Below are 14,202 nucleotides of genomic sequence, written 5' to 3' on the forward strand. Positions count from 1 at the left end.
TGAATACCTGCTTGGGGATAAAGGTTATGACAGTGATGCTTTCGTGGAAAAGGTGGAAGCAAATGGATCGACAGCGGTCATCCCGCCACGCAAAAATCGGGAAAAACAACGTGATTATGACAACTACGTGTATAAATTGAGACATCTTGTTGAAAATGCATTTCAGGTTTTGAAGCAGTGGCGAGGTGTGGCTACCAGATATGCAAAAAATACCGCCTCCTTCCTTGCTGCAGTTCATATTCGCTGTATAGCTATCTGGGCTAAAATCAAATGACGACACACCCTAGTACTCTCACCGAAAAAAGCCCTTGCAGATCATGGATCTGCAAGGGCTTGATTTTCCTGGAGCGGGAAACGGGATTTGAACCCGCAACCTTCAGCTTGGGAAGCTGACACTCTACCGTTGAGTTATTCCCGCGAACGTGGAGCGGGAGACGGGATTTGAACCCGCGACTTCAACCTTGGCAAGGTTGCACTCTACCACTGAGTTACTCCCGCATTCGGCAACACGGCGAAATCTGGAAATTTCTGGAGGCGGCATCCAGATTTGAACTGGAGATGGAGGTTTTGCAGACCTCTGCCTTACCACTTGGCTATGCCGCCGCTAAAAAAGTGGAGCGGGAGACGGGATTTGAACCCGCGACTTCAACCTTGGCAAGGTTGCACTCTACCACTGAGTTACTCCCGCTCAGCGAGAAATCCTTTTACGCGTCCCCCTTTCGCCTGTCAAGAGAAGACCGCACATTTTTTCAGAGTTTGCCGCGGCAGGGCGGTGTTGCGCGTTTTCAGGCCGTGGGCGCAGCCCCGATGCGCGAACGGACGCCGGGACAAGGCGCGGCCCAATGCGGTATGCCTGCCGCAGAGCGGCGCGCCGCGCCGCGCGGATTGCCCCGCGCTGCCTCTGGCTATTCCTTGGGGCGCTTGTCCACAATGCGTTGGGCCTTGCCCTGGGAACGCTCGATGGAATGCGGCTCCATGAGCCGCACCTTGACGGTGACGCCCAGGAATTCCTTGATATTCTTTTGCAGGCGGCTTTCCAGCATCTGAAGCTTGCGGATCTCGTCCGCAAAGAGCCTGTCGCTGACTTCCACGTTCACGGCCAGAGTGTCCAGATTGTTAACGCGATCCACAATAATTTGGTAATTGGGCGTCAGGCCTTCGCTTTCCATAAGCAGGCCTTCGATCTGCTGCGGGAAGACATTGACCCCCCGGATGATCAGCATATCGTCGCTGCGGCCGCGCAGGCGCGAGATGCGCACATGCGTGCGCCCGCAGCGGCAGGGTGTGTAGTCAAGGCTGGTGAGATCGCGGGTGCGGTAGCGCAGCAGGGGAATGCCTTCCTTGGTCAGCGTGGTCAGCACCAGCTCGCCCACCTCGCCGGGCGGCAGTTGCTCGCCGCTCACCGGGTCGATGATCTCGGGCAGGATGTGATCCTCCCAAAGATGCATGCCGCATTTGGCTTCCGCGCATTCCATGGCCACGCCCGGTCCCATTATCTCGGAAAGGCCGTAGATGTTCAGGGCGTCGATGCCCATTTTCTGCTCCATGTCCCGGCGCATGGCTTCGCTCCAGGGCTCAGCCCCGAACACGCCGATACGCAGCGGCAGATCGCGAAAGTCAATGCCCGCCTCCTGCCCGGCTTCCCAGAGGTGCAGGGCGTAGGAGGGCGTACAGCACAGCACTGTGGCCGCGAAGTCGCGCAGCAGACAGGCCTGCCGTCGCGTGGCCCCGCCCGAGGCCGGGACCACCGTGGCCCCCAGGTATTCGGCCCCGCCGTGCGCGCCCAGGCCCCCGGTGAACAGCCCGTAGCCGTAGGCCACATGCACGATGTCCGAGCGGTTCACGCCCGCGGCCGAAAGGCTGCGCGCCGCCAGCTCGGCCCAGTTCTGCAGATCCCGGGCCGTGTAGCCCACCACCACGGCCTTGCCCGTGGTGCCGCTGGAGGCGTGCAGGCGCACGATATTGTCGCGGGGCACGGCAAACAGACCGTAAGGGTAGTGATCGCGCAGATCCTGCTTTTCCGTGAAGGGCAGGAGCCTGAGATCCGCCAGGGATGTGATGTCCGCCGGGCTGATGCCGATTTCGTCAAAGCGTTTGCGGTAAAAAGGCACATTGGCGTACACGCGGTTGCAGAGATCGCGCAGGCGGCGCAACTGCACTGCTTCAAGTTCCTCGCGGGGCAGAGTTTCCTGTTTGATATTGAAGAGCACGGCGCTACTCCTTTATGGGGATGCGCGCAAAAACGCAAAGGTCTTTGCGCCCGACGTTGGGCCCGACATCGCGCCCGACTTTACGCAGAATCGCTGCGGCATGCCCCGGATCTGCGCCGCTCCGTTGCGGCCGCGAGGGGCTGCGCGCGGGCATACGCCTGCGACGGCGCGCGATTCCGCGCCGGTCAGCATCGGTTCGGGCCGGTTTACGCCCATCTGCGGCAGTCCGCGCCGGGCGTTGCGGCGGCTGAAAAGGCCGGGGTTGCACTGTTGCCTTTCTGGTATGCCGCAATGTTCGGGGCGGGTCAATACAAAGCGTCCGGCATTGCTCTCCACCCGGCTTTGGGCTATGCTTGCGGCATGGAAAACATGCAATATATCCAAAGCAGCGGATCCGAGGCCCTGCGCCCGGCCCGCAAGCGTTACGCGACAGTTCCCACGGCTGAAAAGCTGGCGGAATGCATACATTGGCTTGAGGAACACAAGGCCGGGCAGATCGTGAGCATCGATCTTTCGGCCCGGAGAGTTTTCACGGATGCGCTGGTGGTGGTCACCGCGGGTTCCGCCCGTCACGGCCAAAGCCTGGCCGACGGCCTGGCGGCCCTCTGCCATGAGCGCAAGTACGAATTCCTGCGCATGGAGGGCTATGAGGCCGGGCAGTGGATTCTGGTGGATTTGAACGACATCGTCATTAATATCTTTCTGGAGCCGGTGCGCGAGCTCTATCGCCTGGAGTCCCTCTGGGAGCATATTCCGGGCCGCCCCGCGGCGGAAGGCAAGGAGGCGCGCGTATGACCCCCACGCTTCTGCTGATTCTCGACGGCTGGGGTATTGCCCCGTCCGGGCCGGGCAACGCGCCCTGGCTTGCGCCCACGCCCAACATGGACGCGCTGTTGGCCCGTTGCCCGCACGCGCGCCTGATCGCATCGGGTCGGGACGTGGGTCTGCCCAAGGGCTATATGGGCAATTCCGAAGTGGGGCATTTGAACATCGGGGCCGGGCGCGTGGTCTACCAGGACATGACGCGCATTGACGTGGCCCTTGAGGACGGAACCTTTGCCCGCAATCCCGTGATCAACGAGCTTCTGGCCGCGGTCAAAAAGAGCGGCGGCAGGCTGCATCTGACGGGCCTGCTTTCCGACGGCGGGGTGCACAGCCATATCCGCCATCTGGAAGCCCTGTGCGACATGGCGGCCACGGCGGGCGTGCCCGTGCGCGTGCACTGTCTGATGGACGGCCGGGACACGGATCCCAAAAGCGGCGCGGGTTTTGTGCGGGCCCTTGAGGAACATATCAAGGATCAACCCCAGACCCGCATTGCAAGCCTCACAGGCCGTTTTTACGCCATGGATCGCGACAAACGCTGGGAGCGGGTCAAGGCCGCCTGGGATCTGATCGCGCACGGCGAGGGCCGCGTGGCGCCCGCGGGCCAGGGCCCGATGCGGGCTTTGGAAGTCTCGTATGCCGAAGGCATCACTGACGAATTCGTCATGCCGGTGCGCTTTGACCTGGGCGACGCGCCGGGCATGGTTGACGGCGACGCGCTGTTTTTCTTCAATTTCCGCGCGGATCGCATGCGCGAGCTGACCCAGGCCTTTATCGAGCCCGACTTCAAGGGCTTTGAGCGCGGCGCGCGGCCCACTCTGGCCGCCATCGGTTCCATGACCTCGTATGAAGCCCATTTCGACATCCCGGTGGCCTTTCCCAGGGAGGCCGCCCTGCTCGGACTGGGCGAGGCCGTCTCCCGGCACGGCCTGCGGCAGCTCCGGCTGGCGGAAACCGAAAAATACGCCCATGTGACGTATTTTTTCAACGGTGGAGTTGAAGAGCCCTTTGCAGGGGAGGATCGCATCCTGGTGCCCTCGCCGCGCGACGTGCCCACCTATGATCTCGAACCGGCCATGAGCGCTCGCCAGGTCACGGAGAAATTTCTGGAAGCCTGGCAAAGCGGCGTCTATGATCTGGTGGTCTGCAATCTGGCCAACGGCGATATGGTGGGGCACACCGGCGTGCTCAGGGCCGCGGTGGAGGCCTGCGCCGTGGTGGACGAATGCGTGGGCCGCATGGTCAAAGCCGTGGAGGCGCGCAAGGGCCGCATGCTGCTCATTGCCGATCACGGCAACTGCGAGGTCATGCTCACGCCTGAAGGCGAGCCGCATACGGCGCATACCACCAATCCCGTGCCCTGCATTCTGCTGGAGCCCGGCGGCAGGGTCACCGCTCTGGCCGACGGCAGGCTGGCCGACGTGGCCCCCACCATCCTGGGGCTTTGGGGGCTGAAGCCCACCGAGCCCATGACCGGCCGGAATCTGGCCGCCGAGGAGGCGAGGCATGGCTGAGAAGGGCCGCCTCCAGCAACCTGTGCCGCCGGACGGCATGGAAATTCTCTTTTTTTATCAGTGCCCGCGGTGCGGGCGGCATGTGCCGCTGGTCAGCCCCACGGAACCCAAAATGATTTCCTGCGACGGCTGCGGCAATTCCTTTCCGATCATTCCGGTGGACGAGCACGGCCTGCATTATATCCGGATCATGCTGGCCGGCGGCAAAGCCGCCGCGGACCCGGATTTTTTGTAAAGGACACGCCGCCCATGCCCCCGCAAACCTGACGCGGCCGGGCCCTGGAGCCTCAGATCCCTGAAGCGCCAAGGCCCGGCCGTTGGCGTTGCAAGAGCCTGGGCGATCACAAAGCAGGCGCGGAACAGCCAGACCGGATGCAGTAAAAATTTTTTTACGAAAGTGCTTGTCTTTTGCCCGGCAGCCCTGTAAAAGCTCTGGAGTCTGTATGGGGCACAGGAAGGCATTTCCCATTTTACGGGGTCACCACAAAGAGGTAGGAAAGTATGAAACGTGTCTGTACGCTTCTTCTGGCCGCCGGCATGCTGCTCGGCGCGGCCACCGGCGCGAGCGCCATTGACTTCAAGGCCAAGGGTCAGTGGCTGATGGGCTTTGCCGGCGGCGAAACCAGCCCGCTGCAAAAGGTCCGCGACGGCGCGAACAAGAAGAAGTACAACAACGAGGACCAGTTCGCCGCCAATCAGCGCGTGCGCCTGCAGTTGGACGCCGTGGCCTCCGAAGCCCTGTCCGGCACGGTCTTCTTTGAAATCGGCACCCAGGCCTGGGGCAAAGCCGCGAATGGCGGCGCTCTGGGCGCGGACGGCAACAACGTGATCAAGATCAAGCGCGCCTACATCGACTGGGTCGTGCCCCAGACCGACCTGAAGTTCCGCATGGGCATTCAGGGCGTGGCCCTGCCCAGCAAGGCGGGCGGCTCGGCGATCATGGATACGGATGTGGCGGGCATCAACGCCTCCTACACGTTTAACGAGAATGTCAGCCTCACCGCCCTGTGGGCGCGCCCGGCCAATGACAACTACCAGGGCTACCTCAAGGACGGCAACGGCAAGTACCACCAGAATTATCTGGACAACATGGATCTCTTTGCCCTGATGCTGCCCGTCACCCTGGACGGCTTTGAGATCACCCCCTGGGTCATGTACGGCATGCAGGGCGAGAACACCTTGGCCGGCTACAACGCGGACAACGATCGCTCCTGGGGTTCCAGTGACGGCAATCTGGCTTACAGCCTGCGTCCGTACCCCGTAGCGCTCAGCAATCAGATCGGTGATACCAGCAAGGCTTACGGCTCCATGTTCTGGGCCGGTCTGCCCTTTGCCATCACCGCTTGGGATCCGTTGAACATTGAGGTGGATCTGAACTACGGCTATGTGGAAGCCATGGGCCGTTACGACGCCCCGCGCGACGGCGGCGCCTGGAGCAAGCGCGCCAGCACCGAGCGGTCTGGCTGGCTGGCCAAGGCCCTGGTGGAATACAAGCTGGATTGGGGCGTGCCCGGCATCTTCGGCTGGTACGGCTCCGGCGACGACGGCAATCCGAAAAACGGTTCCGAGCGCATGCCTTCCATCGTGCCCATGGGCAACTTCACCTCCTTTTTGGGCGACGGCAACTACGGCTGGATGTGGCAGGACTTTGCGCTGGATTATTCCGGCACCTGGGGCCTGGGCCTGCAAGTCCGCGACATGAGCTTCATGGAAGACCTCAAGCACACTTTCCGCGTGGCGTACTGGGGCGGCACCAACAACGCCTCCGAAGTCAAATACATGACCAACTCCTATGCCTGGGCCGAGGGCTACGGCACCGGCACTTCCCCCTATCTGACCACCGAGGACGGGCTGCTGGAGTTCAACCTGGTCAACAGCTACCAGATGTACGAAAACTTCGACGTGAACCTGGAATTGAGCTATGTGGCCAATTTCATGGATAGCGACACCTGGGAAAAGGCGGGCGCGCGCGACTCTTCCTTCCAGAAGCAGGACATGTGGAAGGCGCAGCTCACCTTTGCGTACAGCTTCTAGCACCATAACGCATACTGTTGCTCTGTATCCGTGACGCCTGTCACATGACGCAGATGCAGGGGAGCTTCGGCTCCCCTTTTTTGTTGCTACCGGGATCATGCTGAAAAGAGCAGGGCCGCCGGTAAAAAAATTTTTACGAAAAGGCTTGCCCTTTGAAAAAAAAGCCGATAAGGCTGAAAGTAACCTGTTCGTGACGTGAAAGACAAATTTTTACTTTATGGAGAGGAAGGGAAACCATGAAACGTCTCTGTACGCTGATTCTGGCTGCGGGAATGCTGCTCGGCGCGGCAAGCGGCGCGAGCGCCATTGACTTCAAGGCCAAGGGCCAGTGGCTGATGGGCTTCGGCGTGGGCGACACCACCCTGATCAACAAAAACCGTGCCCCCGCGGCTGCCAACAAACAGAAGTACAACAACGAGGACATGTTCCAGGCTCGCCAGCGCGTCCGCCTGCAGTTGGACGCCGTGGCTTCCGAAGCTCTGTCCGGCACGGTCTTCTTTGAAATCGGCAACCAGAAATGGGGCTATGCCAATCAGGGCGGCGCTCTGGGCGCGGACGGCAACAGCGTGATCAAGATCAAGCGCGCCTACATCGACTGGATGGTGCCCCAGACCGACCTGAAGTTCCGCATGGGCATTCAGGGCGTGACCCTGCCCAACAAGGCCGGCGGCTCCGCTGTGTTCGACACGGACGTGGCCGGGATCACCGCCTCCTATCAGTTCAATGAGAACGTGGGCCTGACCGCCCTGTGGATGCGCCCCTTCAACGACAACTATGAGAAGAACTACGCCGGCAGCAGCAAGTACTACCAGAATTATCTGGACAATATGGATCTCTTTGCCCTGATGCTGCCCGTGACCCTGGACGGCTTTGAGATCACCCCCTGGGCCATGTACGGCATGCGCGGCAAAAATACCGGCAAATTTGCCGACTACGCGAACAATGACCTTTCCGACGGCTACCCCAACTTCACCTTGGCACCTTACAGCGGCAACCGGAATGGGAACAACTTGCTGCTCAACAGCGGCCGCACGGGCAAGGCCTACGGCTCCATGTTCTGGGCCGGTCTGCCCTTTGCCATCACCGCCTGGGATCCGTTGAATATTGAGGTGGATCTGAACTACGGCTATGTGGAAGCCATGGGCCGTTACGACGCCCCGCGCGACGGCGGCGCCTGGAGCAAGCGCTCCAGCACCGAGCGTTCGGGCTGGCTGGCCAAGGCCCTGGTGGAATACAAGCTGGATTGGGGCGTGCCCGGCATCTTCGGCTGGTATGCATCGGGCGACGACGGCAACCCCAGAAACGGCTCCGAGCGTATGCCTTCCATTGATCCTTACGGCAACTTCACCTCCTTCATGGGTGACGGCAACTACGGCTGGGGTCCGGGCTCCGGCTATGTGGACAAGGGCGTGAGCTATGCGGGCACCTGGGGCATTGGCCTGCGCGTGAAAGACGTGAGCTTCCTGGAAGACCTCAAGCACAGCCTCACTGTGGCCTACTGGGGCGGCACCAACAGCCCCTCGGAAATCAAGTACATGGATACCGCCTATGCCTGGAATTACGGCACGGATTATTCCGACGGTCCGTACCTGACCACCGAGGACAGCCTGCTGGAATTCAATCTGATCAATGCCTGGCAGATCTATGAAAACCTGGAAATGAACCTGGAACTGGGCTATATTGTCAACTGCATCGACAATGACGCCTGGAAAAAGGCCGGAGCGCGCGACTCTTCCTTTGAGAAGCAGGACGCCTGGAAGGCCCAGCTCATTTTCGCCTACAGCTTCTAAGCGCACACAGGGCGTCGGGTCCTGTCCGGCGCTCCGCAATTGTAAAGGGGGGGGCTCCGGCTCCCCCCTTCTGTTTTTATCCCGCCCGCCAGAACATTTCAAAGTTGAAATATTCTGGAAACAGCTCCCAAGGGCAGGCGGCCACGCATCCGGGCGTTGGGCCGCGGGGCGGGCCTTTTTCACGATTTTGCAATGAGCTGGAGGGAGAAAAGCTATGGAAGAACTGACAAAAATGGTTCAGAGCGTCAACAGCGTGTTGTGGGGCGTCTACTGCCTGATCCCTCTGCTCGTGGGCACGGGTATTTATTATACCTTCCGCCTTAGGTTCGTGCAGATCCGCAAATTCCGCAAAGTGGTCCGATATACCTTCGGGGATCTGACGCTCTTCGGCAAAAAGGCCGGCAAGGACGGCATGAGCTCCTTCCAGTCCCTGGCCACGGCCATTGCGGCCCAGGTGGGGACAGGCAATCTGGCGGGCGCGGCCACGGCCATTGCCATGGGCGGCCCGGGCGCCATCTTCTGGATGTGGATCGCGGCCTTTTTCGGCATGGGCACCATCTTTGCCGAGGCCGTGCTGGCCCAGCTCTACAAGACCAGAGATTCCGAGGGGCACGTCACCGGCGGCCCGGCCTACTATATTGCCAAGGGCCTGGGCAGCAAGTGGCTGGCCGGATTCTTTTCCGTGGCGATCATTGTGGCGTTGGGCTTCATCGGCAATATGGTGCAGGCCAATTCCATTGCCGATGCTTTCCGTTCGGCCTTCAACATTCCCACCTGGATTGTGGGCGTGGTGATTGCCCTGCTGGCGGGCTTTGTCTTTTTCGGCGGCATGCGCCGCATTGCGGCCACCACGGAAAAAATAGTGCCTGTCATGGCCTTGCTCTATATTCTGGGCGGCCTGTGGGTGCTTTTGACCCATCTGGACATGCTGATCCCGGCTTTTAAAATGATTTTTGTGGGCGCGTTCGATCCTTCGGCGGCCACCGGCGGCCTGATCGGCGCGGGCGTCAAGGAGGCCATGCGCTACGGCGTGGCCCGCGGTCTGTTTTCCAATGAGGCAGGCATGGGCTCCACCCCGCACGCGCATGCCGTGGCTAAGGTCAAGTATCCGGCGCAACAAGGCTTTGTGGCCATCATGGGCGTCTTTGTGGATACCTTTGTGGTGCTGAACATGACGGCTTTCGTCATTTTCGTCACCGGTTCCATTGACGGCACGACCACAGGCATTGCTCTGACCCAGAAGGCCTTTGAAACCGGTCTGGGCGCCACGGGCTACGGCTTTGCTTTTGTGGCGATCTGCCTGTTCTTTTTCGCTTTTTCCACAATTATCGGCTGGTATTTTTTCGCGGAGCAGAACATCAAGTACCTGTTCGGCGTCAGGGCCGTGAATCCCTTCCGGCTGCTGGTGATGTGCTTTCTGGTGCTGGGCTCGTTCCTGCAGGTCACCCTGGTCTGGGAACTGGCCGACATGTTCAACGGGCTCATGGTTCTGCCCAACCTGATTGCTCTGGTCGGGCTGGGCAAGCTCGTGTCCAAGGCTTTGAACGAGTATGAGGACTACGGCGAAAAGAATTCTTTGTAAGCTGTTGCGCGGGTCTCACCCCTGAGACTGCATTCCCCCCAGGCCGGGCCGCAGGAGCGCCGCCCGGCCTGGGGACGCGTCTGGCCGCCACGGGACTGTCTTTCCAGTGGCTTTTTTGCCTGCCGGCTTTGTTACGCTACGCTTTTTGCGCAAGGAGCGGAGCATGGCTCGACAGTCCTCATCCATACGGCGGCATAGCCGCCTTACGGCTGGCGCTCGCAACGAGCGTCCACTTTGCACGTCACAGCCTGTACTTGCCTCGCAGACAGGCTGTCAATGCTCCCACAGCGCCAGAGCAATTTTACCTTGAAATTGCTCTGGCGCTCTTCGCACTATCCGGCGTACTCCTCACTTTTTTGAAAGAGTCCAACGAAAATCCTTTCCCCGGCAGAATGACGAGGCCGGATCCCGAAAACAGCCTTTTTTCTGATACATATGAACAGGCTCTGGCCGAGACCGCAACAGAACGCACGCGGCACGGCCTCCGGTTCAGCGATAGTCGCGCCCGGACCAGAGCACGCGGCCGATCACCCGGAACTGATCCGCGCTGTCGCCCCGCAAATCAAGGCTTACCGGCGGATAGGCCGGATTGACGCTGTGCAGGATGATTTTCCCGGGCAGCTTGTCAATGCGCTTGATGTAAATGGCGTCCTCAAAACCCACGGCATAGAGGCGGCCCGGGCTGATTTCCGTTTGGCCGCGATCCAGAAGCACCAAATCGTTGTCGAATATTTCCGGCATCATGCTGTCGCCCGAAACGCGCATCAGCACCATGCGCCGGGGGTTGCCCTTGCGGCGCAGATAATCGCCGCGAAAGGCATAGCCGCCCTCGCTGTGGGCGCTGACTTCCATGCTGCCGGTGCCGGCGGAGAGCCGGGCCTCGGCCAGAGGCACGGTAATCAGGTCGGTTTCGCAGTCCTCCTGCACGCTGGGCAGTTCCCCGTCAGCAGCTTCGGGCAGCCGCATGGGGCCGCTGCCGAAAAAAAGCCAGTGCGCATTGACGCCGGTCTGGGCCGCGCAGGTCTGGATCCAGGCCGGCGGCACTTCGCCGCGTTTGCGCGCGCCGCTCACGGATTGAGGCGTAATGCCCAGGGCGCGGGCCAGCTCGGCGTCGCTCCCGGCTTTGAGGGCCCGCATGAGGCGGGCAAGAGTCTGAGAAAAGGTCGTGGCATCAGGCATGGCGAACCTCGCTGGCCCTGGAGACGGAGAGAAAAAGCGTTTACGCTTGCATGCAGGGCAGACGCATCTAAATATTAAGTGTAATAATTTTACTATGTTACCATAAATGCTGGGAAGAGCCGCTTCGGCGGCGGAGCCGCACTCCGCTCCCACGAGGCCTGCGGCTTCGGGTGATGCTGTCGCATCGCCGCCAAGGCTGCCGCATGAGATGCATCAGCCCTGAGCTTGTATGCTCTTCGTGTAGAGTGGATGATATAAATTTTTTATGAAAGCTACCAGAGTTCAACGCTGTTGGCAAGGCTTTTAATCAATAAAAAACCTATAGCCGTAGCCGAGGCGCGGCAACCTGCCCTCAGCCTGGTCCTCTGCTCGCGGCATTGGTTGCAGAGACTTTACCGGGAAACGCGGCCTTTTTCGTTCGCCATCCGTTGAGGCGCTTTCTTTTCGCTGTGACACCTGAGATTTTCGCGGTCGCGGCATGAGATTTCAGCCCAGGCAGGAAGATTCGGCCCGGGCTCCATCTGCGTGTACGCTCGAAACTGAGAATAAACAGCATTGCGCAAGCCGGCTTGCGCTTGTCCGCAGGCCATGATACGCGAATTGTGGATAGCGCGCAGCCGCGCCGTTACGGCGGTAGTTTTTGAACTGATGAAAATGCTTAATTATTCTTTCTAAATACAGAAAGAGTATTCCCCACACGCGTGGGGATGAACCTTAACGGCTTGATACTTTAGGCGTATCTGACGAGTATTCCCCACACGCGTGGGGATGAACCGCTGGCGCAGGCACACGGCGGCATAGGTGATATGTATTCCCCACACGCGTGGGGATGAACCATCGTTCCGCCGGAGTTCGGCCACAAGGCAGGCGTATTCCCCACACGCGTGGGGATGAACCGGCATCTTCGGGATCGTCGCCGTTCTGTATGGCGTATTCCCCACACGCGTGGGGATGAACCGCTTTTGGAGTATGATGCTGATGCTACTGAATAGTATTCCCCACACGCGTGGGGATGAACCGTGACACCTGCGGTATGGTCGTGTCAGATTCTCAGTATTCCCCACACGCGTGGGGATGAACCGATAACGGGAGAGCAACGCTTGCCGTATGTGTTGTATTCCCCACACGCGTGGGGATGAACCGTTGAGCCGCACGCTTTGGAAAGGCGAGCAGGAGTATTCCCCACACGCGTGGGGATGAACCGACTTAATAAGAAATAACTATCTTGAAAAATTAGTATTCCCCACACGCGTGGGGATGAACCGCTCACCGAACCAGACGCCACCCTCGTAAGTTCGTATTCCCCACACGCGTGGGGATGAACCGGCGCAACCCATCGCAGCGTAGTCATGACGTGGGTATTCCCCACACGCGTGGGGATGAACCGAGATTGCTGCCGCTCGCGCGGCCATTCTTCAAGTATTCCCCACACGCGTGGGGATGAACCGAGGCGCGCCCGCGCTCGCTAGCGCGGTGGCGCGTATTCCCCACACGCGTGGGGATGAACCGGACACGTCCGAACGCGGCACAACCGCGCCTCAGTATTCCCCACACGCGTGGGGATGAACCGCCTGAATATCGGCACCTTTTCGGCGATTTTGAGTATTCCCCACACGCGTGGGGATGAACCGCATTAAAGCACGTTCACTCATTTTATAGTCTCGTATTCCCCACACGCGTGGGGATGAACCGGTAATACCAAAATGCAAGACCTCGTTGCGTGCGTATTCCCCACACGCGTGGGGATGAACCGAGGCATGGCGAAGCCGGCCCGCCCTGGCACCGGTATTCCCCACACGCGTGGGGATGAACCTATAAGTAACCTGCCCATACATGTAACAACAATGTATTCCCCACACGCGTGGGGATGAACCGCCCTCGCGCCCCCCGTATGCCGCCTACGGCGGGTATTCCCCACACGCGTGGGGATGAACCCCGAACGTGTGAGGTCATTGCGGGCGGCGTCGAGTATTCCCCACACGCGTGGGGATGAACCGATTTTGATCCTGAGGTCACAGACGCACTTTTCGTATTCCCCACACGCGTGGGGATGAACCGCACCTTGGACTGGAAGGGGTACGCTCGCTTCAGTATTCCCCACACGCGTGGGGATGAACCGTAACAGGAGATGATGAATCAATAATTCCAGAAGTATTCCCCACACGCGTGGGGATGAACCGTCCAGTAGGTAAGAACCATCTGCCCCATTTTCGTATTCCCCACACGCGTGGGGATGAACCGTGATAGACCACCGACAACGGAGCGCGTTTCGGGTATTCCCCACACGCGTGGGGATGAACCGTGAGAAATAAAAACATGACTGATGCTGAAAATGTATTCCCCACACGCGTGGGGATGAACCGCTCCCAGCCCCGGATAGTGTCGTCAATCTCAAGTATTCCCCACACGCGTGGGGATGAACCGGGGTTCATCATGGCTAATCGCACCAGCAAGCCGTATTCCCCACACGCGTGGGGATGAACCGACGCCGCCAGAGCTCCAGACGGCTTGACTGAAGTATTCCCACACGCGTGGGGATGAACCAGTACAAACGTGTCCTCATCGTGGTCGAAGGTCGTATTCCCCACACGCGTGGGGATGAACCGTCCGATGCTCGCCTCCAGCGTCCGGAGTATCTGTATTCCCCACACGCGTGGGGATGAACCGCGTCGTCTTTGGACCCATAGGCTTTTGCTGGAGTATTCCCCACACGCGTGGGGATGAACCGGCGCTTGCCCAGACACGGAACCGCTAGCACTGCGTATTCCCCACACGCGTGGGGATGAACCGACCTTTGATCAGATTTCAGGCTAGGGCGTGTTAGCACTATCCTGCGCATTCTCAACTATTTTAAAGAGTTCAACGAAAATCCTTTCCCGGCAGAATTACGAGGCAGTGTTCCGAAAAAACAAGACTTTTTCTGATAAGCGTGAACAGGCCCTAGAGCATTTTCACTTTTATTTTATTTAGAAATCGTTTAGATTGCAGAGATGAAATTTGCATCTGAAGAAATCCGAACCAAGGCTGTTCATGCGTATCTTGATGGAAAAGCAACAGCCAGGCAATTG

Annotated in this window: 9 protein-coding genes, 4 tRNA genes and 1 CRISPR repeat array; of the genes, 7 read left to right on the forward strand and 6 right to left on the reverse strand. The window is 59.6% G+C overall.

Features of this window, described 5'->3' with window-relative positions; all coding sequences use genetic code 11:
* Positions 1-274 (forward strand): transposase (locus tag G7Y51_RS11740; RefSeq protein ID WP_165177722.1); only part of this gene is annotated, 274 nt, incomplete at its 5' end.
* A 69-nt stretch (positions 275-343) separates the two neighbouring features.
* Here the strand turns inward: G7Y51_RS11740 and G7Y51_RS11745 are convergent.
* The 5 genes from G7Y51_RS11745 to G7Y51_RS11765 form a co-directional block, all read right to left on the reverse strand.
* Positions 344-418, reverse strand: a tRNA-Gly gene (locus G7Y51_RS11745).
* Positions 419-423: 5 nt separating this feature from the next.
* Positions 424-498, reverse strand: a tRNA-Gly gene (locus tag G7Y51_RS11750).
* A 31-nt stretch (positions 499-529) separates the two neighbouring features.
* Positions 530-603 (reverse strand) — tRNA-Cys (locus G7Y51_RS11755).
* A gap of 10 nt (positions 604-613) precedes the next feature.
* Positions 614-688, reverse strand: a tRNA-Gly gene (locus G7Y51_RS11760).
* A 217-nt stretch (positions 689-905) separates the two neighbouring features.
* The gene (locus G7Y51_RS11765) at positions 906-2,210 is read right to left on the reverse strand and encodes a phenylacetate--CoA ligase (protein ID WP_165177724.1); all 1,305 of its coding nucleotides are present in this window, start codon (positions 2,208-2,210) and stop codon (positions 906-908) included.
* 369 nt (positions 2,211-2,579) lie between these two features.
* Here G7Y51_RS11765 and rsfS point away from each other — a divergent pair, with 369 nt between their 5' ends.
* The 6 genes from rsfS (at position 2,580) to G7Y51_RS11795 (ending at position 9,955) form a co-directional block, all read left to right on the forward strand.
* Positions 2,580-3,005, forward strand: coding sequence for a ribosome silencing factor (rsfS, locus tag G7Y51_RS11770; RefSeq protein WP_241160236.1), 426 nt, complete (start codon positions 2,580-2,582; stop codon positions 3,003-3,005).
* On the forward strand, positions 3,002-4,549 hold the full coding sequence (gene gpmI, locus G7Y51_RS11775) for a 2,3-bisphosphoglycerate-independent phosphoglycerate mutase (protein WP_165177726.1): 1,548 nt from the start codon (positions 3,002-3,004) through the stop codon (positions 4,547-4,549). The genes rsfS and gpmI overlap by 4 nt, the downstream gene beginning before the upstream one ends.
* The gene (locus G7Y51_RS11780; RefSeq protein ID WP_165072661.1) at positions 4,542-4,784 is read left to right on the forward strand and encodes a hypothetical protein; all 243 of its coding nucleotides are present in this window, start codon (positions 4,542-4,544) and stop codon (positions 4,782-4,784) included. The genes gpmI and G7Y51_RS11780 overlap by 8 nt, the downstream gene beginning before the upstream one ends.
* A 266-nt stretch (positions 4,785-5,050) precedes the next feature.
* Positions 5,051-6,583, forward strand: coding sequence for an outer membrane homotrimeric porin (locus G7Y51_RS11785; RefSeq protein ID WP_165177728.1), 1,533 nt, complete (start codon positions 5,051-5,053; stop codon positions 6,581-6,583).
* A 236-nt stretch (positions 6,584-6,819) separates the two neighbouring features.
* Complete coding sequence (locus tag G7Y51_RS11790; protein WP_165177730.1) at positions 6,820-8,373, forward strand: outer membrane homotrimeric porin; 1,554 nt, start codon at positions 6,820-6,822, stop codon at positions 8,371-8,373.
* A 214-nt stretch (positions 8,374-8,587) separates the two neighbouring features.
* Positions 8,588-9,955, forward strand: a complete 1,368-nt coding sequence (locus G7Y51_RS11795; protein ID WP_165177732.1) for a sodium:alanine symporter family protein — start codon at positions 8,588-8,590, stop codon at positions 9,953-9,955.
* Positions 9,956-10,444: 489 nt separating this feature from the next.
* Here the strand turns inward: G7Y51_RS11795 and G7Y51_RS11800 are convergent, their stop codons facing one another.
* Positions 10,445-11,134 (reverse strand): helix-turn-helix transcriptional regulator, encoded by a 690-nt coding sequence (locus G7Y51_RS11800; RefSeq protein WP_165069758.1) that lies wholly within the window; start codon positions 11,132-11,134, stop codon positions 10,445-10,447.
* A 686-nt stretch (positions 11,135-11,820) separates the two neighbouring features.
* A CRISPR array of direct repeats spans positions 11,821-13,924; the repeat unit is 28 nt; unit sequence GTATTCCCCACACGCGTGGGGATGAACC.
* The last annotated feature ends 278 nt before the right edge of the window (positions 13,925-14,202 follow it).

This window comes from Desulfovibrio sp. ZJ369, from assembly GCF_011039085.1.
Classification (GTDB): domain Bacteria; phylum Desulfobacterota; class Desulfovibrionia; order Desulfovibrionales; family Desulfovibrionaceae; genus Desulfovibrio.